The organism is Ochrobactrum sp. PL_is483 (assembly GCF_055816855.1).
Genome location: NZ_JBVPGS010000027.1, coordinates 58,035 through 76,639, shown reverse-complemented (window position 1 = coordinate 76,639; position 18,605 = coordinate 58,035). Strand labels below are relative to the sequence as shown.

The 18,605-nt window shown below is 59.5% G+C and carries 16 protein-coding genes and 3 pseudogenes; 3 read left to right on the top strand and 16 right to left on the bottom strand.

Features of this window, described 5'->3' with window-relative positions; all coding sequences use genetic code 11:
• Positions 1–42 precede the first annotated feature (42 nt).
• From AC0TNJ_RS04915 to AC0TNJ_RS04905, 3 genes are all read right to left on the bottom strand, one after another.
• Complete coding sequence (locus AC0TNJ_RS04915; protein WP_473770466.1) at positions 43–1,512, bottom strand: MFS transporter; 1,470 nt, start codon at positions 1,510–1,512, stop codon at positions 43–45.
• 58 nt (positions 1,513–1,570) lie between these two features.
• Entirely contained in the window at positions 1,571–2,737 is a 1,167-nt protein-coding gene (locus AC0TNJ_RS04910) for an HlyD family secretion protein (protein ID WP_473770447.1), read from the bottom strand.
• Positions 2,738–2,911: 174 nt separating this feature from the next.
• Positions 2,912–3,811: a LysR family transcriptional regulator gene (locus AC0TNJ_RS04905; protein WP_473770446.1), complete on the bottom strand. Its 900-nt coding sequence runs from the start codon at positions 3,809–3,811 to the stop codon at positions 2,912–2,914.
• A gap of 89 nt (positions 3,812–3,900) precedes the next feature.
• Between AC0TNJ_RS04905 and AC0TNJ_RS04900 the strand changes: the two genes are divergently transcribed.
• Together AC0TNJ_RS04900 and AC0TNJ_RS04895 are read left to right on the top strand one after the other, a co-directional pair.
• A complete protein-coding gene (locus tag AC0TNJ_RS04900; protein WP_473770445.1) occupies positions 3,901–4,467 on the top strand; it encodes an NAD(P)H-dependent oxidoreductase in 567 nt (188 codons plus the stop codon).
• 3 nt (positions 4,468–4,470) lie between these two features.
• Positions 4,471–4,875 carry a DUF6220 domain-containing protein gene (locus AC0TNJ_RS04895; protein ID WP_473770444.1) on the top strand — a complete coding sequence of 135 codons (405 nt, stop codon included), beginning with the start codon at positions 4,471–4,473 and terminating at the stop codon, positions 4,873–4,875.
• Between the two features lie 37 nt (positions 4,876–4,912).
• Here the strand turns inward: AC0TNJ_RS04895 and AC0TNJ_RS04890 are convergent, their stop codons facing one another.
• The 5 genes from AC0TNJ_RS04890 to AC0TNJ_RS04870 all read right to left on the bottom strand — a co-directional run bounded on the left by AC0TNJ_RS04890 (position 4,913) and on the right by AC0TNJ_RS04870 (position 10,174).
• The gene (locus AC0TNJ_RS04890; RefSeq protein ID WP_473770465.1) at positions 4,913–5,137 is read right to left on the bottom strand and encodes a DUF3363 domain-containing protein; all 225 of its coding nucleotides are present in this window, start codon (positions 5,135–5,137) and stop codon (positions 4,913–4,915) included.
• A 318-nt stretch (positions 5,138–5,455) separates the two neighbouring features.
• Positions 5,456–6,403, bottom strand: a complete 948-nt coding sequence (locus AC0TNJ_RS04885; protein ID WP_473770443.1) for a hypothetical protein — start codon at positions 6,401–6,403, stop codon at positions 5,456–5,458.
• A 7-nt stretch (positions 6,404–6,410) separates the two neighbouring features.
• Positions 6,411–7,349 carry a hypothetical protein gene (locus tag AC0TNJ_RS04880; protein ID WP_473770442.1) on the bottom strand — a complete coding sequence of 313 codons (939 nt, stop codon included), beginning with the start codon at positions 7,347–7,349 and terminating at the stop codon, positions 6,411–6,413.
• Positions 7,350–7,376: 27 nt separating this feature from the next.
• Complete coding sequence (locus AC0TNJ_RS04875) at positions 7,377–9,128, bottom strand: ATP-binding protein (protein WP_473770441.1); 1,752 nt, start codon at positions 9,126–9,128, stop codon at positions 7,377–7,379.
• Positions 9,125–10,174, bottom strand: a complete 1,050-nt coding sequence (locus tag AC0TNJ_RS04870) for an SIR2 family protein (RefSeq protein ID WP_473770440.1) — start codon at positions 10,172–10,174, stop codon at positions 9,125–9,127. The genes AC0TNJ_RS04875 and AC0TNJ_RS04870 overlap by 4 nt, the downstream gene beginning before the upstream one ends.
• 839 nt (positions 10,175–11,013) lie before the next feature.
• Between AC0TNJ_RS04870 and AC0TNJ_RS04865 the strand changes: the two are divergent.
• Positions 11,014–11,828 (top strand): annotated as a pseudogene (locus tag AC0TNJ_RS04865) (IS5 family transposase).
• A gap of 231 nt (positions 11,829–12,059) precedes the next feature.
• On the opposite strand, the gene AC0TNJ_RS04860 reads toward AC0TNJ_RS04865, so the two are convergent.
• From AC0TNJ_RS04860 to trbK-alt, 8 genes and pseudogenes are all read right to left on the bottom strand, one after another.
• Positions 12,060–13,370 carry a type II toxin-antitoxin system HipA family toxin gene (locus AC0TNJ_RS04860; RefSeq protein WP_473770439.1) on the bottom strand — a complete coding sequence of 437 codons (1,311 nt, stop codon included), beginning with the start codon at positions 13,368–13,370 and terminating at the stop codon, positions 12,060–12,062.
• On the bottom strand, positions 13,367–13,726 hold the full coding sequence (locus AC0TNJ_RS04855) for a helix-turn-helix domain-containing protein (protein ID WP_473770438.1): 360 nt from the start codon (positions 13,724–13,726) through the stop codon (positions 13,367–13,369). Before AC0TNJ_RS04855 ends, AC0TNJ_RS04860 begins: the two co-directional genes overlap by 4 nt.
• Positions 13,727–13,884: 158 nt before the next feature.
• Positions 13,885–14,103 (bottom strand): DUF2274 domain-containing protein, encoded by a 219-nt coding sequence (locus tag AC0TNJ_RS04850; RefSeq protein ID WP_473770437.1) that lies wholly within the window; start codon positions 14,101–14,103, stop codon positions 13,885–13,887.
• A 2-nt stretch (positions 14,104–14,105) separates the two neighbouring features.
• Entirely contained in the window at positions 14,106–15,206 is a 1,101-nt protein-coding gene (locus AC0TNJ_RS04845) for a TraB/TrbI/VirB10 family type IV secretion system protein (RefSeq protein WP_473770464.1), read from the bottom strand.
• 29 nt (positions 15,207–15,235) lie between these two features.
• Entirely contained in the window at positions 15,236–16,249 is a 1,014-nt protein-coding gene (gene trbG / locus AC0TNJ_RS04840; RefSeq protein WP_473770436.1) for a P-type conjugative transfer protein TrbG, read from the bottom strand.
• Positions 16,246–16,935, bottom strand: a pseudogene (trbF, locus tag AC0TNJ_RS04835) (conjugal transfer protein TrbF). Before trbF ends, trbG begins: the two are co-directional and overlap by 4 nt.
• Positions 16,932–18,298 (bottom strand): annotated as a pseudogene (trbL, locus tag AC0TNJ_RS04830) (P-type conjugative transfer protein TrbL). The pseudogenes trbF and trbL overlap by 4 nt, the downstream one beginning before the upstream one ends.
• 3 nt (positions 18,299–18,301) lie before the next feature.
• Positions 18,302–18,589, bottom strand: a complete 288-nt coding sequence (trbK-alt, locus tag AC0TNJ_RS04825) for a putative entry exclusion protein TrbK-alt (RefSeq protein WP_473770435.1) — start codon at positions 18,587–18,589, stop codon at positions 18,302–18,304.
• Positions 18,590–18,605 lie beyond the last annotated feature (16 nt).

Sequence of the window (18,605 nt, the reverse complement as noted above, 5' to 3'; positions counted from 1 at the left end):
TTCGCACAAACCGGCCATTTTTTGGCGTGAAACGGCCATGCCTCAGGCGGGCCTCGGTGGCGTAAGCGGATTGGGCGGCGCCTGTTTGAGGGTGGCGGACAGGATGAGGGCAACGATCCCCACCCAGAAGACCAGATAGAATCCGTCCACATAGGACAGCACGGCGGACTCGCGTGCGACAAGGGCGGCGATGCCGGACACGCCGCTCGCGGCGGCACGCTGGACGACAACAGGCTGCCCGGCTTCCACGCCTGCCTTCAGTATCATGCTGTGAACATCCGTCGAGAAACGCAACGCGACCGGAATGATGCCTCCCGCAATCCCCGGCGCAAAGATGCGCGCCAGCGGCGCATAGAAGCCGATGGCGATGCCATGCGCCGGGTTCATGTTGACGACGATGATCGGGATGATCCCCATCAGCGTCAGGCATTCCCCCGTCGCAAACAGAACGAGGGCGGGCACATATTGATCGGTCCGCCATTCATTGTTGATGCTCGATCCGCACCAGCCCGCGGTGAAGACGATGATGCCGAGGCCCGTTATCAGGATGAGCCGCGCATCCACGCGCCGGACGAGCCACACCGCGACTGGGGTCATCACCAGATAGGTGGCGAAGACGATGAAGGATGCGCTGCCGGTCTGGAGCGGCTTCAATTTGCCGATTGCCGCTAGGAAGCCCGGTATCAGCGTCGATGTCGGCGCCATCAGGAAGGCGTAGAGGCAGGCTATCAGCAGGGCGGTGCGGACATTGTGGTTTCCGAGCGCACTGAAATCGATGAACGCATCGTTGCTGAAGGCGATATGGGCTATCGATATCGCCAGCAGCAGGGAACCGGCTATGAAAAAAGCCGTCACGGCGCCGGAATCGAACCACCCGAGCGTTTCGCCGAGCGAGCATCCCGCAAACAACATCGCCAGGGCGAGGCAGAATATCGCCATGCCGCCCCAGTCGCTGCCGCGCAATCTGGCGTAGTCTACCGGCGTGAGCGGTATCCCTTTCCATGCCACCCCTGCGATCAGCGGCCCGGCGATCGACGCGGTCCAGTAGATCCATCGCCAGTCGATCACGTCGACATAAAAGCCTGACATGCCCACCCCCACATCCGTTCCGAAGGAAGCGCGCAGACTATAGACCGCCATCGCCAGCAGCCAATATTGCGGTTTCAGGCTGCGTAGTGCCAGCGAAATCGTCAGCGGGAGATAGGTTCCCAGACACAAGCCCATGATGACATGCAGTAAAACGAGCGGGCCATAGCTGTGCACAAAAGGTATTGCGAGGGCCGCCAGCGCAATTGCGAGGCTCGGCACGATGAGGACGCGCGCCGGTCCGAATATGAGCGAAAGCCAGACCGTGATCGGCATCGTCAGGAACTGCGCCGCGTTCATCGCCGTGCTCAGCCAGGCGCCCTCGATGACATCTAGACCGAACTGCCCCCTGAGGTCTGCGAGCGACATCGTGAAAAGCCGCCCCTGCAGAGTGGAGAGGAATGCGCCCATGAACACAACCGCCACCGTCAAGGTAGGACTCGGCGTTTGAGCCGGGCGCAGGAGGCGCCTGACAGGCAGGGATTCAATGCGCGGCATTGGCGTAGGTCTCTTTCACCGTGCCGAGCCGTTGGCGGGAATAGACGGCCACCTTCGCACCCTCTGTATCGATCCGGGTTTCGGCGGACATGCCGGGCCGCAGCAGGGCGATATCCGCTTGTTCCGGGTCCAGTTCGATACGCACAGGGATACGTTGAACGACTTTGGTGAAATTGCCGGTCGCGTTGTCGGTGGGGATGAGCGAGGATTCATTGCCGCTCATCGGCGCGATCTCATCGACGCGCCCGCGGAAATGAAATCCGGGAAGCGCATCGACCGTGACATTTACCGGTTGGCCGGCGCGCACGTTTTTGAGCTGCGTTTCCTTGTAATTGGCGATGACATAGGCACGAGCGAGCGGCACTATGGTAACGATCTGCGTCCCCGGTGACACGAGGCTTCCGATTTGAACACCGCGTCGTCCAAGCACACCGTCGAAAGGCGCGATGATCCGGGTATAGCCCAGTTCCAGTCTGGCGGAAGCCAGCGAAGCCGATGCCGCATCTCGATCCGCAATGCGCTGGGCGCGTTCTCCCGCCAGCGTATCCAGCTGCCTTTGCGCCAGCGTCAGGGCGGCGGCTGCCGCATCGCGTGAGGCTGTTGCTGCGATAAGATCAGCCTTGGCATCATCGACGGACTTCTGCGAGACGATCCCATTCTGAACCAGCTGCGCCTTGCGGTCATAATCCTGCCGGGACTGCTCCAGCCGCGCCTCAGCGCTGTGAAGCGACGCCTCCGCCTGCGCAATGGTGGCGCGCTGCTGTGCTTCCTCGTTGCGCAGATTGTCGAGGACCGCCTGCGCCTTGGCAAGCGACGCTTCCGCCGCCCTTACCTTGACCGCATAATCGTCGCTCCCGATTTCCGCGATGATATCTCCAGCCTTGACCGTCTGGTAGTCCGTGATGGGAAGACCGCGAACATAGCCGCTGACGCGCGCGCTCAGCACCGCAGGCTCGGATTTGACGAAGGCGTTCTGTGTCGACTGGATGGTCCGGCTGCTTGTCCAGGCATCCCAGCTTGCAACCGTGTAGGCAATCCCCCCTAGGGCAAGGGCACAGGCCAGCCACGGTGCAAGTTGGAGCCGCCATGCGCTGCGGACGGGTGGTGATGACGGCGTCGATGATTGGGGAGCATTTGCTGCGGGACCTGACATAACTCAACAACTCGACTCTATTGTTCACTGCGACAGGTCTTCCCATGCCAGTCGTCTTCCCGCGCCCGCGAAAAGGACAGGAAATCGTGCAAACAGGCCAAGTTGACCGACCGCACAGGGCCAGCCTGCAAAGCCGTCGGAAATGCGCACGTGGTCGGCGCCGATACTCCGCTGCTATGAATTTCTTTCCGAGAGCAATCCTTTCACCAGATCCACAACGTGCTGCAATCCCGCATCCCTTGTCCGCCGCCTGTGCCATGCAAGATGCAGGGCGAAGCCCGGCACGGCGATCGGTGGCGGCAAAATGGTGAGGCCGTCGGCAAGTTGGGCAACACGCGAGGGCAGCATTGCGATCATGTCAGAGCCGCGCAGCAGTTCAGCCACCATTCCGAATGACGGAACCACCAAACCGACACGCCGCGACCGCCCGATCCGGGCAAATTCCATATCCAGCGGGCTGCGTCCTTCACCCCTGCCTGAAACCAGAATGTGTGGAAAATCCAGCCATCGGTCGAGATTGAAACCATCCACCGCCGGATGGCCCTCGCGAAGCGCAACGACGTAGTGCTCATTCAGCAAAGTATCGCGATGGATGTCGTCATCTTCACCCGGAAGGACGGAAATGGCGAGGTCGATTGCGCCGTCGATCAATGCAGTCCGTGCGGCGTCTGCTCCTTTCCACGGAAGGATCACCAGATCGATGCCGGGCGCCGACCGCTGCAAAGTGCGCTGAAGCGGCGACAGCACGAAGAGCGCCGGATAGTCCGCCATCGAAAGACGCAAGGTCTGGCTAATCTCCTTGAGCGGAAGCGCCGGAGGATTGATGAGTTCGGTGATCCCGGCAAGCAGAGATTTGAGCGGAGCGCGAAGAGATTCCGCCTTGGCCGTCCGCCGCATCGTTCCGCGTCCGCGTTCGAAAAGTTCATCCCCGAACAACTGGCGGCATCGCTGCAAGGCAGCTGAAGCGGCGGGCTGCGACAGTCCAACCCGGTTGGCGGCGCGGCCGACATGGGCCTCATCCAGCAGCGCATCAAGGATGACAAGAAGGTTCAGGTCGACCGATCTTAAATTCATGTCATGGATAATAAGATAGACAATATATCGATTGGAATGATTTTCTGACTTCCGGCATCGTCTCTCCAACAGAAATATTGGAGTTGGTGATGACCAAAACCCTTGTGCTTCTTTTCCATCCGGATCCAGGCCGTTCCAAAGCCAACGCCGCACTTGCCGGGAGGGCGGCAGCGCTGCCCGATGTCGAGGTGGTCGGTATGCAGGAGATCTATCCCGAAGGGGTGGACATGGTCCGTGACGGCGAGCGTGAGGCAGCGCGGTTGCTCGAAGCGGACCGGATCGTCCTGCAGTTCCCGGTTCAATGGTATTCGACACCGCCTCTTCTGAAAGCCTGGCAGGATGCCGTGCTCACGCGCATGTTCTATATCGCTTACGAGGCGGAGGGGCGTCGCCTTGAAGGTACACCACTGATGATAGCGGCAACCGCCGGCAACACGGCCGAAGCATATCGGCGCGGCGGAGCCAACATGTTTGAGATATCAGACATATTCACGCCCCTGCGCGCCACGGCGCACCGATGCGGACTGATCTGGACCGAGCCGTTCGTCCTATACCGGGCCGACAAGCTGTCTGCCGATGAGATCAAGATCGCCAGCGAAAACTACACCGCCACTCTCACGAATTGGATCGCCAATTCCGGTTCGAAGAAAGGATGAACGATGACAAAGGGCCATGACACGTTGACCGACCTGCACCTCGGTACGCCTCCCTGGTTTTTCCTGTCCGCGCGGCTGCTTCCATTGGGCATTCTTTGCCAATTCCTGAGTGCCGGAGCGGCGCTGTTCATCGGAGCGTGGGATTGGGAGATACACAAGGCAATCGGAGGGGCCTTGTCCTTGCCGATACTGGTCCTATGCGCTGGCGCCTTTGCTGTGCCGCGCTTGCGTGGATTCAACTGGTGGGCCGGCTTGGTCTTCACCCTCTATATCATTCAGTTCGCATTGGCGGCGGGAGCGACCCCGCTACCGCTCGCATTCCATCCGTTCAATGGAACGCTCCTGCTGATGGCCAGCTTGGTTCTGCTCGCCAAAGTCGAGCGTCGCGCGAGAAAGAGCAATACGTAGCGGTGCAGAAAGAGAGCTTCACTTTGCGTCGGTCGAGCTAAAGTTCCAAGCCGCGCTGCTGCCCCAACCGCCATGAAACCGTTCCGCCCTGCATGATACCCGTCGCCTCACGACCGAGCTGGCGGTCGATGATAGGCCGCCACGGGACAAGAGTAAAATCGTGCGCTTTTTCCACGACGGTGAACTTGCCGCTCGACGGCTGCACGGCGCCGGAACATTTCCCCCCTTCAGGTTCTAGCCTGGGTGTGAAAGGCGTTATTATCTGCGGGTGTCATGTTTGCCCTGGAAACGCAAAAACCCCGCTGCGTGGGCAACGGGGTTTTGGGATATTTGGTTGCGGGGGCACGCAACTACCGATACCAACACTCGTTAGAGGTGGCCATCTAAAAGCGCTTTAGGGGCTTTGTTGTGCTATTCGGGATAAGGGCAGATTGTCCCCTCGCCGGGTGTTTTCAGCCCATACGGATACACTGCATGGTGTACGGTGATCGGCGGCCACTTCTGACGCTCGACGGAGTATCTTCCCGCCTTGACCGCTGATTTTTGTTGTCATGCTGGCACGGCCTGATGTGCCCCTCGCCTAAAGGAGTTCGGGCAAACCTTCTCCCCACCTGACCAAGGCATATTGCTCGATGCCATAGTGGGCGCGCAGATGGTCTCCCCAGCCAAACCAGTGGCCAAGTGGGTCGTCACCCTCCAGTAGGTAGCGCGGCGTGTCCTCGCGACCGTCGCCGTACACTGCACCGATCAACTCGGCCAGCGTCTTATCAGATCGGTCAGGAGAAAGCTTTTCACCGCGAAGGAAACCGTTCACAAGCTTTCCGAGAAAGACGGCGAGGCTCATCGAGCCATCCGGCAAAGCCTGCGGCGAATGGAAACAGAGTTCCGCCCCCTGCTCAGTGAAGCTGTAGCTGTGCGCCGCCGATGTGACGCGTTTATGCGGAGGCACAGTGATATGCTCGGCCAAGACCGGAATACGCTCAAAGCGTGCAGTGCGCCCGCCATCCTCCAACAGGAAATCTTCCCATTCCCACGGATGATGGCGCCAGAAGCGCGGCCAACGTGTTAAGCCGGACCAGTGCAAGCTCAATCGATAGGCCGAACGGTCAAGGAATAACGGACACACATAGGCAGCATCCCCCAGATCACGGTGAAGCAGTTTCTCGCGCAGGCGAAACAGCACATTGTGCTGAAAGTCCCGATGGCTTTCCTGTTTCTGACGCAGAGGAAAATAGAGTGCGCGGGGTGCGATACTCAGTCCTGCCTTGCGGCGATCGCGGATGATTTTCGAGGTGCTTATGTCGGGGTAAGCAGCGGGTCGTTTGAACTGCATATAAAAGGGGCGAAACCCGCGTATCTCGCTATGCAACCGACCATCCGCCCCCAGCCATCGCTCCTGCGCACGCGAGAAGGGTTCAATTGTAAAGCGCTGACGTGGAAACCCGAGCAGAGTCAGAAAGGACTCTAAGGCAAATCCCACCACATCCTCAGTATAGTTCGCGTCGATCCGCAGCCCGTTCTTCTTCATAACCCGCTCAGTCGATTCGCACGTCGAAGTGCGGGATGATTCTATTGACCCGATCGAGCATTTGGGTTCGCTCACGATCCAATTCGACGGCGGCGCTCGGTTCGACCATGAAGGTCGGACAATCAGGTTGACCGCACTGACAATGCCGGATGCGGCCTTCGTCCAATCCGCGTTTGAAGAGACGACGCAGCGCATCGAGCGCACGCACCGTCTGTTGCAATTCCCCACGTATCCGTGCGTCACGGATGTGATGAAGCGACGGGATGCGCCGGATTTCAATGCCATCTCTCGTCTTCCAGATGCCGGTATTCAGGGCGCCGATGGTATCCTCTATCGCTTGCAAGAACGCAGGCAGATAGCTCTCGCTCATAAAGGGCGTGCGGAATGCCGGGCGATCAAAAGCACGACCGATGAGACTCAGCGCTCCAGCATCGTCCAGTTCAGAGAAATCATCGACGAAGGCTCGAAGCCCAACGCCATCATCGGGAAATACCACGCCTTCGGTAAAACGGCGGAGCAAGAATTCTGCATGGAGGCGTAGATGCTCTTCAAATTCGGAGCCTGACCATATGGTTACGTCGCGAACCCCGAGATTGCGGGCCGCCTGCGCTATCTCATCGCGACGTTGCGCCGAGACGGCGCTGCGGCAGACGAATCGGAAAGCGTCAGGTGCGCCCGTGGGTGCTGCAACGGCATTGGCCATGTCGTGTTCGGCCTTCGCCTGGGGCAAGCTTTCGCGATTTACGCATTGAATGACGGTGCGCCGGTCCCGCCCTTGGTCAGATGGCTCAATACCAACAATGTCGCGGCCCTGATCGCTTCCGGTTTGCCCATACCAAGCCAACGCGGCCCAGCCGATGCGAAGATGATAGGCAAACACCAGCCGCTCGAAGTCGCTGCCGCCGAAATCTTCAAAATGAACTGGCTTCACCGTAACATTAGGCATCAGAAAGGATAGCTCCCACGTCTGTTATCAGCCATTTCTCGATTGTCCACGCAAGCATTCGATCGCTGCTGCAATTGCAACGTCGTCTGGCTTCGCTGATCCCCATTCCCGCCAGAAATCTCGCGTCGCGCTATCCGGCGGCACTTTGGGCATGTCGAGCTTGATCCGCGTCGGTAGCAGAACAGCATCACCCAACAACAGCGCCTCTCCCGTATCAAGCAACGGCAAGATGCTCGTCAATCCCGCCAGCGAATCCGGCATCAGGCGCTTGATGACGCCCTGATCAGTTTCGTTCGTCAGGCGCAAAGCCAAGAAGTTATTGCATTGGCTGAGGATCGTCCGGCTGACATCCGAGGGGCGCTGGCTCACCACCAACAGCGAGAAGCCGTATTTGCGGCCCTCCTTGGCGATCCGCTCGAATGATCCGAGGGCTTGGCGCTGGACCGCATCAGCGTCATCGCGAACCGGAAGATAGAGGTGCGCCTCGTCGCACAGCAGCGTAACCGGCGTCCGGGTCTTCCCGTTCATCCAGAACTGAACATCATAAAGTAACCTCGCCAGCGTCCCCGTCACTACGGGGAGCACGTCGGCAGGCACTTCGGAGAAGTCGATAATCTTGATGCCAGTGTCATCGCCAGATTGCAGCAGCTTGAGCACCTGCACTGCAAGCCAGTCGTATTTCATCGCAGCAGGCGGAGGTGTGAACATGAAGCCGTAGCGACGATCATCCAGCTTCGCTTCGAGACGCGATAGGAACCGTGTCAGCTTATCTTCCCATTCGCCCTTTACAGGCGCGCCCTTAGCGCCGATACCTTTTGTCGTGTTGTCTGTGTTCAGAAGCCGTACCAACTGTTTGACATCGTAAGGAATGGGCGAATCGACGGTGTACGTCTTCTTGATGTCCGCCTTACCTTCTGCATCGAGCGTCCGTCCTTTTAGGGAACGGACATGCAGTGTGAACCGTGACGCCTGATTGGGCGCGTTCTGATCGCTGCGATCAAGGATCATTGACAGCATTTCATCGCGGTTGAGCAACCAATATGGCAGGAACAGCGTGTCGTCGCCGGGATTTTCCAGATCGCCGGGACCAGCGACACGGAAGCGCGTCGCGAATCCTCCGTTCACCTTATCCGCCAGCGGAGCGTATTCGCCGTGCATGTCGAACACGATGATGTTTGGAAACTTCAGCTTAGCGGCCCGTTCGAGGATCAGCGCAACCGCCCAACTTTTGCCCGATCCGGTGCTTCCGAGGATCGCCGCGTGCCGCTGAAAGAACTTGTCGCCACTGGCGATCGCGTCGGCCGTGCGATCCGCAACGAACGTGCCGAGCTTGAGCCTTTCATCGGCGGAGAAACCTGCACCCAGGATTCCCATGAAGCGCTGAAGGTTTCCGCCTTCAATTACGAAGCAGTCCCGGTCGATCTGCGGAAAGCTATCCGCACCGCGCTTGAATGTATTCCGCCGATCTCCCTCCACTGTTCTGAATGTCCCGATCAACACGCCTTGGATCAGGTCAGTTGGCACCGCCGCCAAAAGCCCGCCATCGGCATCCTCATCGTCCGGGCCGGGCAATTCTTCCCTGATGCTGCGAGTGACGCGCTCAGTCATGGCGATGAGATATTCGCGCTCCGTCGCGCCGCGAATGGCGATGAGCTGTCCGATGCCGATTCGCGTGAGCAGAACGGAGTTCGTCACATCGATTGCAACACGGCTGGTATCGACCGACGCGACGCGCCCGATTTTATCCTCGTCAGCAAATTGGAGAGCGGCTTCAGTCATGGTTCAAGCACCTCGGCAACGAATGAGCCCAGATCCCACAGGTCCAGACCGGGAAAGAAAGTCTCAACGCCAGCGACAAAGACGCCAGAGCCGGAAACGCCAGCTTGCTCGGCTCGCTGAATCGCGATGACATTGCCGCACTCGTTTACGAGCTTCACCGCGTTTTCCGAGAGCCCGTAGGTCAAAAGGAGCGTGGGCACGCCACTGCGGATACGGGGCGTAAGGTGGGTTTCCAGGTGATCGTCGTTGAAGCCATAGCCGATCACGAGAAAGCGGTTGGCACGGTCGATCGCGGAATTTGCCCGTTCCCTATGGCGGTCGAACGGGCTTTCGTAGCCATTGCGGAACTTGTTCAGCCCCGGCGTAATGATGAGCCGCGGTAGATCGAGATCGCCAGAGTAGCGGACGGGCTTCCCGTCGCGGTGATACCAATCGAGACTGCCATGAGGTTTGAAGATATTCGCGCGCGGACGATAACGATACTGCGCCCGTCCGGCCTTCAGCGTCACTTCCCGGCAAAAGCTCAAGCGGCTTTCCTGCTCGTTCAACTCACCTGCAAAATGGCCGACGAACAACGTATCAACGCCGAGACCGGCTTCTTCCACGGCGACCTCAACCAAACGATCATAATTGGTAGTAACCACCGGAAGTCCGGTATGAGGTTTCAACAAGTGCTTGACGAGCCCGGTAAAGCGCAGCGTCCGGGTCCGCGAGAAAACTTCGGCAACGATTTGGCGCTCACGCATAGCGATCAGTTCGGCCGTGCGCGCAACGATTGCGATTTCCAGTCCTGTCGTCGGCGGCACTTCCAGAAGAGCCGCTTCGAGTCCCTTAGTCGGCAGGAGCGGGGAAATCGCGCTCCAACGATCTACCTCCGCTGCTGCCAAGCCTGCTGTCACTGTCGCATCGAGATGGGTGGCCAGTTCACCCATACCCGGCAGCCCTTCCGCACATGACAGACCCGAGCCGATAACCGTCACTAGGCCGTCCGTCAGATGCTGTTGCAGCATTAGTTTAAGGTCGTGGATGTCCAAATGGCTCGTCACGTCTGTCTCTATAATGCGCCGATTCGATTAATATTACTGAAGATCAAAAACTAAGCGATACCGAATATATCACTACAACATAATAAAAATGACAATCAGGATGCATGACTTCAAGTTTTACGGCTTTACACATCCTGTTCCGGTCCTCGTGGCCAACGCCCGCCGGTGCTCATGCCAGGCGGGCGTCTTGGGCACACCCCTGACACGGCGCATGGGATCGCGGACGCGCGGACGGGCTGCCCCAGTTTAAAGGGCACCTATCCTACGGAGATGCTTCAAGAACAAATCATATGATTCTTGTACATTGCACACTCTCCCATGAAGCTCCGCCTTGAGGGCATTGTACTGCTCGACCTTGCCACCATCGTAAACAATCATCTCCCTGTCCTCGTTAAGGTGAGGTGCCATCGCATACCGATAGTCCGAAACTCCCAATTGACTGCTCGGGAAGACGAAAAAATTTGCTGCGACGAACTCGTGTAGCGCTTTCGCTTGCGTCGAAAACAGATCGTAGAGTTGCACTGTTTTCTTGAATTGAAACGCGGCCTTAGGCTGGAGAAAGACCGAATATGAATGGTAAAACGCGGTATCCTGACTAGACAGATAGGAATGGTCATCGACCAAGTTTCGCAAGTACGCTTGAGGTAAATCTGGATCTGGAAGGTGCGCAGCCAGCGTTTCCTTATCGCGTAAGATTTGCCGGGCCTTTACGTCAAGGACGAAGCGCTTAAAAAGCAGGAGTGCAAGACCGATGACAACAAGAGAAACACTCAGCGCATAGCTTGTTCCGTCATCAACATTTAGCGCTCGTGGACAAAGGTTGACTACGGAATCCGGTTTTGATTCAAGGCTTTCATTTGGAGGCAGCCTTGGGCGAGCGGATTGGTTTGACGGACGAGAAATGGGCTCTAATCGGCCCGCTTCTTCCTGCTGAACGCGGGCGCGGATGCCGCCCTGCTCAGGACAACCGGCGTTATTTCGAGGGCATGATGTGGATGGCGCGCACCGGAGCGCAATGGCGGCATCTGCCTGACGAATACGGCAAATGGAACAGCGTCTTCCGCCGTTACCGACGGTGGGTCGAGACCGGCGTGTTCGAGGCGATGCTCGAAACGCTGGCCGAACTGGTCGAGCGGGATCGAAGCGCCGACATGATCGATAGCACCGTTGTCCGGGCACATCATTGTGCGGTCGGCATAAAAAGGGGACTCAGGAGGCCGAGGCGCTTGGCCGATCGCGCGGCGGCTTTACCACCAAGCTCCATGCCCGCTGCGATGCGAAAGGCCGGCCGCTTGGCTTCGTCCTGACGTCCGGGCAAACGCACGACAACCAGGGCTTTGCGCCATTGTTCCGGATGATTTCCGACCGGATTGAGGCGTTTCTCGCCGACAAGGGCTATGACGCCGACGCCATTCGCGAGGAGATCGCCAGCGTCAAGGTCGAGGCCGTCATCCCCTCAAAAAGCAACAGGCGCGATCCGATCCCACACGACAAAGCCAAATACAAATGGCGCAACCAGATCGAACGGCTTTTCAACAAGCTCAAGAACTGGCGGCGCGTTGCGACCCGCTATGACAAGACCAAGGAATCCTACCTCAGCTTCGTCGCTATCGCTGCGGTCAAACTATGGATACCCTTTGTCCACGAACGCTAGTTCTGTTTTGTTCAAAATCACGGTCAGGATAGGCAGCCACCACGGCCCCAATAAACCCGCGAGGCCCGCACATATAAAGGCCATAGCAACCAATACAAGCAAATGCCTTCTATACGAAAAATGGAAACGACCATTTTCGTGGGTAATTTTAATAGACAAGCAATGCCCCTCCAGATTTTCTAAAAACGCTCCATGGAGCCCAGATATACTTCTTACCAGTATTGGCGCAAATCAAGTTTGATCAGCTATGTCCCTTCGCATCATTCTATGGATTGAAGTTGCCACGCTTTCGCTAACGCCTGCTTTATCGGCATATTCTATCCAGTTTTCGACATGGGCACGCATGTCTTGGACGATGCTCTCAGCCTTCTTGGGCTTCATCCCACAAAAGACGCCAAACTGAATAAGATCAGACAGGTCGAAACCATCACGTTTGCCATTGAGGCTCATCTGATGCTGGTGTGTCCAGCTACCGTCGGGGTTATAGGCGTAGCTCACGTCAAATGCGGGCGACAATCGCCATTCGCCTTTCCTGTTCATGAGAAACGCGATGTTCTTGACGTGATCGTCCTGGTTTCGGATCAGGATATTGAACACAGCCCTGCGGAACTGCTGTTCAATGTCGTAAGCGGGAAGATCGAGCAGTCGGATCGTCTCGACAGCCTGCTCGTAGGAATAGGCGCCGGCCGCGTTGAAGTCGTAATGGCGAAGCGCCGCAAGCGATTGCATATGCAGCTTCTGACCGCTGGCACTGCGATCGAAGCGCCGTGTCATGAAATGCGAACGGCCGCCCTCACTGTGAATACGGCATTCACTCATGTCGATGCCTGCGGCGACCGCAAGGAGATAGAAGCCGTATTCGATCAGCCCGAACCCTTGCGGGTCTGCCAGTTCCTTGTCCTTGTTGTTCGAGATACCGTCGAACTTCATGAGCCAGTAGCTGAAACCCTCACCGGCCTTGACCTGACCTGAGCGGAACTCTCCGGTCTTCTCGTTCCAAGCCAGGATCGCCTTCGCGCGAGCGCCACCTGCGGACGTTCCAACCCGCAGGATTTCTTCAAGCATTTCCCGATCATCGTCACCCTGCAAAACGCCTGTGAGCTTCTCACGGTTATTCAGGACATCGTTGGCGAGTTGCGTCAGAGCATCAATCTCAAGGATACGGGATTTTCTGGCAGCCTTGAGGATGGTCGGGTGAAACTCCAGCGCGCCCATGCCGCGCGTTCCAATATAGCAAAGGCGTTCGACCGGATTGAAACTCCCGGCCGATCTTCCCTGCGCAGCAAGCCATGTGTCGATCAGGGCATTACCGAATTTGTCAGGCAAGGAGTCGGCAAGAAGGCCCGGAAGACCTTTGAAGGCATCACGCGGCAAGGCCGGGAACTCATAAGGGTTCGGCCCAAGCCGCATCATGATCGGCGCCAGTTGAATGTCGCTGGGAACGAACTCAGGCATATACTGGAATACGCCGACGCCACGCTGTTCGATCCAGCTCACAGCGCCAATGTCTTTGCCCCAAAGGCGAACGGTTGCGTCCGTCATTCTTCATCTTCTCCCCACGCCCAGTCGGTTGCTTTCTGGACGGCGTTGCGCTCACGAGCGCGTTGGCGTTCATGTCCCTCATGCCTGATACGTTCAACCGGCCTGACATCGGGATCTGGCAAGGCTGCTGCCAGCCGATCGCCGAGGTTGAGCGCCGCCAGCACACGTATCAGCGTGTCGAGAGAGACATTCTCGCCAGCCTCAAGCCGCTTGATGCTGCGGACTGATGCCCCGGTCTCGCGCGCAAGGCTCGCCTGAGTGACGTTCCGGCTGAGGCGAATACGGGCAATTCGCGTACCCAGGTCGCGCAATTCTCGCTCTACCGTTGTGAAGCCCTGCGCCAAAATTGGGGCCATATTCCGCACCTTATCCAGAAAAATCCAGTTAGAGTGCATTATATGGCCCGCAATCACATTCTTCAATGGAAATCAAACTAAGGGCCATAATCGGCCCATTAAATGTAAAAAAGCATATAACGGGTCATATGTGACCCTTAATTTATCCAGATCATCCTTCAGGTAGCTCGCCGCGCCTTTGCGAATCCGCGATCTGTGGCGATGAAGCGCTCCAGCATCGGCACAATGAGCCGGACGGGATCGGCGGCGGGCTGGCCGCTTTCGCGGGCCAGCACCTCGGCATAGGCGATAAGATCACGGTGGAGCGATCCAGGCAGTTCCACCGTCACTTTGACGGGTTTGTCTTCGATGAGTGGCCCAAGTTTCAGCTTTGTCATGGTCAGTTCCTGTAAGGTTCGAGTACGAGATCACGGGTCACAATGACCCTGACAGGGAAGCCCGGCCGGATGGTCAGCGTCGGCGCGACCTGCAACTGGCGCTGGACGATCTGCTGTCCGGCCTGATTGATGGTGTCCTGCGCCCCGTCACGGATGGCGCGGATCAGCCGGTCCTCGTCGTCGGTCGCCAGTTCCGTTCCGATGCCGAGCAGCGTGGAGAGGCCAGCGGCCTTCATCAGATCCCACCAGTGATAATCGACGCCATCCTCAAGCCCGGCATAGCCGGAAGCGTCCGCGCCCGGCTGACGCTCCAGCACAATGGAGCGGCCGTTGGGTAGGATCAGCCGGTTCCAGACGAGAAGGACGCGGCGCTGGCCGAAGGTCACGCCGGCATCATATTGGCCGATGATGCGCGTCCCCTGCGGGATCAGGAGCAGCGCGCCGGTCGGGCTGTCATAGACATTCTCCGTGACCTGCGCGGTGATCTGGCCAGGCAGATCGGAACGGATGCCGGTAATCATCGCAGTGGGAATCACGGCCCCGGCCTGAAGAATGTAGGGCGACGCTGGCGCCATGATCCGATCCATGGCGACGGTCTGACGATCCACCGGACCATTCAGAAAAGCCGTGTGTCGATCCTGCGTTGTGGGCTGACCGCCAAGGTCAAGGCCCGAAAGGCCCGGCATGTCCGAACCAGACATCGTCGCTGATCGCTGCCCCGACTGGAAGAACACAGTGCTAAGACGTGCGGCTTCTTCCTCGGCGAGACGTCGCTCCTCGGCAGGATCGCGGGCTGGTGTTGCCATCGCGGGCGGCGTAACGGGCTGCCCCCTGTTCTGGGCGTCGAGGATCGGGCCGCCGAGGTCGCCCGGCAGAGCTGGTCCCAGGAGGGGGCCGGTATAATCGCGCGGCAGGCCGGCCAGCCCGTCTCCCGTGGGACGGTTCTCGGTTGAGTAAAGTTCCTCGCCATTTCCGGTCATGTCGCGGGTCTGGAGCGCATAGATCAATGCGCCGCCAATGCCGAGGAGCGCGACAGCTCCAACTCCTGCCAGCATCTTGCGCGACAGGCGGGTGACGCGCGGCGGCTCGGCGCGCAGACGCATAGGAGGCACGTTGGTGGTCGTCTCTTCGCTCATGACGGATTCTCCCCGGTCTTCGCGGGCTGGGCCGCCTGCCTTTGTTCAACTCGGACGATCCTGACGGTCTGCTGGCGATCGCCGCTGCCGAGCCGCAGCTCAGCAGCACCGAAGATGCGATCCACGATCAGGATGTTCTGGTGGATGCGGCTGTTGACGATCTGCGTTTCGCCGTCCGAACCGATGACGAAGATCGGCGGCATCTCGCCCTGCACGATGCCGCGCGGGAAGACGACATAAACACGGCGGCCATCGTCAAAGACGGAAATCGGTCGCCATGGCGGGTTATCTCCGGTCAGGCCATAGCGATAGTTGCGCGCCGCCTCGACAGGGATGATGGGCGCTGCCGGAGCGGTCACACGCTGACCGGCAGGCAGCGCGGGATACGACCAGGACACGGACGGCATGTAGAGTGCCTCGCGGGCGCGCAGCTCGATCATGTAGGTGCGCCGGTCGGTAGTGACGACAAGGTTGGTGGAAATGTCAGATCGGGAAGGCTTCACGAGTATGTGGACGCGCCGTGACGCTCCGCTGCCGCTCTCGGTATCGCCGATGATCCAGCGCGCGGTATCGCCTGCGGCGATCGGCCCTGCGCCGGTCAGGCCCTCGCCCGGCTCCAGCGCGATATTGGTGATCTGCCCTGGTGCAGCATAGACCTGATAAAGAGCGCCTTCCGACCACGGATAGATCTGGATCGCGTTATAGTAACCCTCGCGGCGCGGCTCGACACGGGCGGCGGCATTCGCATTCTCGACGCGGCCTGCCGGTGTTCCGGCAGCAGTCCCGCCGCGCGCCACAGTCCATGCCGGGGGTGTGTGCAAAGGCCGGGGCCGGTCATCGGTAACGGTTGCCGGCACCACGGGCAACGCGGGCACATCGGCATCATAGCTGAACTGCGGGGTGCGGTTCGTGGCGCAGCCGGCCAACACAGTCGCCGACAGCAGCAAAGCCACCAAAGCAGGTTTACGGAAAACGTGCGAACCGGAATTACGAACCATCACGTGGGTCATTGGCTCATCTCCCGCGACCATGAGATTGCATTGACGTAGATGCCGAGCGGATTGGCGCGCAGGCGTTCTGCGTCGCGCGGCGTCTGGATCACGATGGTCAGAATTGCGGTCCAGCGTTCGGTCGTGGAGAGCTGGCCATTTTCGTAATGGCGCTCCGTCCAGGCAACACGGAAGCTGTCATTCGAGGCGCGGATCACCGACGACACCTCGACCGCAATTTGTTGCCTGCCGACCTTGGTGAAGGGGTCATTGGCACGGGCATAATCATTGAGGGCTGCCGCACCCCGATCCGTGGTGAAATCATAGGCGCGCAGCCAGTTCTGCCGCACTATGATTGCGTCGGACGGGATCGAGCGCGTCTGCTCGATGAAGCGGCCGAGATGGAAGGCGATCTGGGGATCGGTCGGACGGTATTCAGCCACGGCGGGCGCAACGGCCTGCGACTAGCCGAGATTATCGACCTGCACCACCCAGGGCACGACCGTCCCGCGCGCCGATTGCCAGACAAGGGCGGAGGCGAAACCGGCCGAGAGGATCAGCGAGCCGAAGGCCATGATGCGCCAGTTCTTTGCCTGCACGCGAGCCGAACCGATACGCTCGTCCCAGGCTTGGGCAGCTTTCTGATAGGGCGTCTCGGGTTCGGGCGATTTGCCGTAATGGGCCGATGGACGTTTGAAGATGTTCATGAGCGGTCACTTTCAGAAAGATTGATGGAGGAGCCGCCACCATGGCTGTCGCCGGAGCGCACGGCATGGGCGGCCATCGTCGTGCCGTGACTGAGTGTCTGCTTGCGCCGCATCTGCTTTGCCCATGCCGGAGAGCCGCCAGCCTGCGTGGCGGGTGACGGGCCAGCGCTTGCAGCCTCGTTGGCGCCTCCGATTGTTCCGGCCGTGGAAGAACCGCCGGTGACGCCGAAGCCGGCCCGCGCTCCATCGGAAAAACTGGACTTGACGCTTTCCGATGCCTTCGAGGCAGCACGTTTCAGGGGCGATGCGGCGGCTGAGCCTGCGGCACGGGCAATACCACCCAGACCGGAGGCAACACCGGCAGCGCCGGACTGGTCAAGCGAACCGACACTGTAGGCCGCGCTCGCCGCACCTCCTGCGGCAGCACCACCCCGGACGACAGCCGCTCCGCCAGAGAGCGCAGCGGCTCCTCCCTTCGCGGCCATGCCTGCGGCGGCACCCCCGGCAAGCATCATGCCGCCTGCGGCAAGGCCGGTTCCAACGGCGGCGCCCGCGCCAAGCTGCGGGCCGCCCGAGACGAGACCGGAAGCGATGCCGGGGCCGAATATGCCGAGGCCGAGCAGTGAGAGCGCGGCAAGCACGATCGCTATGGCGTCGTCGATGGTTGGTGTCGCGCCGCCGAAGCCTGCGGTGAACTGCGAGAACAGCGTCGAGCCGATACCGATGATGACGGCGAGCACGAGGACTTTGATCCCCGACGAGATGACGTTGCCTAGCACGCGCTCGGCCATAAAGGCGGTCTTGCCGAACAGGCCGAACGGGATCAGCACGAAGCCAGCGAGCGTGGTCAGCTTGAACTCGATCAGCGTCACGAAAAGCTGGATGGCGAGAATGAAGAAGGCGAGCAATACCAGCGCCCAGGCGAACATCAGGCAGGCGATCTGGATGAAGTTCTCGAAGAAGGACCAGTAGCCCATCAGGTCGGAAATGGAGTCGAGCAGCGGACGGCCCGCGTCGAGGCCGGTCTGAGCGACCTTGCCGGGGCGCATGAGGTCTGCGGTGGCAAAGCTGGTGCCGGATGCTTTCAGGCCGAAACCGGCGAAACTCTCGAAGACGATACGCGCCAGGTTGTTCCAGTTGCCGATAATGTAGGCGAATGCACCGACGAACAGGGTCTTTTTGACCAGTCGGGCGATGATGTCGTCGTCCGCGCCCCAGCTCCAGAACAGCGCGGCCAGCGTCACGTCGATGACGATAAGCGTCGTGGCGATGAAGCCGACCTCGCCGCCAAGCAGGCCGAAGCCGCTGTCGATGTAGCTGGTGAAGACTCCGAGGAAGTTGTCGATGAGCCGGTGCCGCCCATGATTCACTGTCCCTCGTTCTGATGCGGGGCGGCGGGCACTGGCGTCCGGCCGAGAAACCGATCACGGTTCTCTGCCCAGGTGGCGAGGCAGCCGGGATCGCTCGCGGCCACTTCGCCAAGACGCTGGCAATCGCGCAGGCTCTGGCGCAGTGGATCGGCGGGACGCTGCAGCTCCGGCACGGGACTGCCACGCATAGGCTCGTCCTGCCGGGTCATCTCGACCACCGTGGCGGTGATGGCGATAGCAACGAGTATAATCGCGCCCAGCCGGGCCAGCATCTTGCCGTCCATGTCGCGCCCCTCCTGT

Bases quoted from the DNA above. Each gene is read 5' to 3' on its own strand.
- AC0TNJ_RS04860 (WP_473770439.1), bottom strand. From the start codon at position 13,370: ATGACGGACGCAACCGTTCGCCTTTGGGGCAAAGACATTGGCGCTGTG.
- AC0TNJ_RS04900 (WP_473770445.1), top strand. From the start codon at position 3,901: ATGACCAAAACCCTTGTGCTTCTTTTCCATCCGGATCCAGGCCGTTCC.
- AC0TNJ_RS04910 (WP_473770447.1), bottom strand. From the start codon at position 2,737: ATGTCAGGTCCCGCAGCAAATGCTCCCCAATCATCGACGCCGTCATCA.
- AC0TNJ_RS04895 (WP_473770444.1), top strand. From the start codon at position 4,471: ATGACAAAGGGCCATGACACGTTGACCGACCTGCACCTCGGTACGCCT.
- AC0TNJ_RS04885 (WP_473770443.1), bottom strand. From the start codon at position 6,403: ATGAAGAAGAACGGGCTGCGGATCGACGCGAACTATACTGAGGATGTG.
- AC0TNJ_RS04880 (WP_473770442.1), bottom strand. From the start codon at position 7,349: ATGCCTAATGTTACGGTGAAGCCAGTTCATTTTGAAGATTTCGGCGGC.
- trbK-alt (WP_473770435.1), bottom strand. From the start codon at position 18,589: ATGGACGGCAAGATGCTGGCCCGGCTGGGCGCGATTATACTCGTTGCT.
- AC0TNJ_RS04845 (WP_473770464.1), bottom strand. From the start codon at position 15,206: ATGCGTCTGCGCGCCGAGCCGCCGCGCGTCACCCGCCTGTCGCGCAAG.
- AC0TNJ_RS04875 (WP_473770441.1), bottom strand. From the start codon at position 9,128: ATGACTGAAGCCGCTCTCCAATTTGCTGACGAGGATAAAATCGGGCGC.
- AC0TNJ_RS04855 (WP_473770438.1), bottom strand. From the start codon at position 13,726: ATGGCCCCAATTTTGGCGCAGGGCTTCACAACGGTAGAGCGAGAATTG.
- trbG (WP_473770436.1), bottom strand. From the start codon at position 16,249: ATGACCCACGTGATGGTTCGTAATTCCGGTTCGCACGTTTTCCGTAAA.
- AC0TNJ_RS04850 (WP_473770437.1), bottom strand. From the start codon at position 14,103: ATGACAAAGCTGAAACTTGGGCCACTCATCGAAGACAAACCCGTCAAA.
- AC0TNJ_RS04905 (WP_473770446.1), bottom strand. From the start codon at position 3,811: ATGAATTTAAGATCGGTCGACCTGAACCTTCTTGTCATCCTTGATGCG.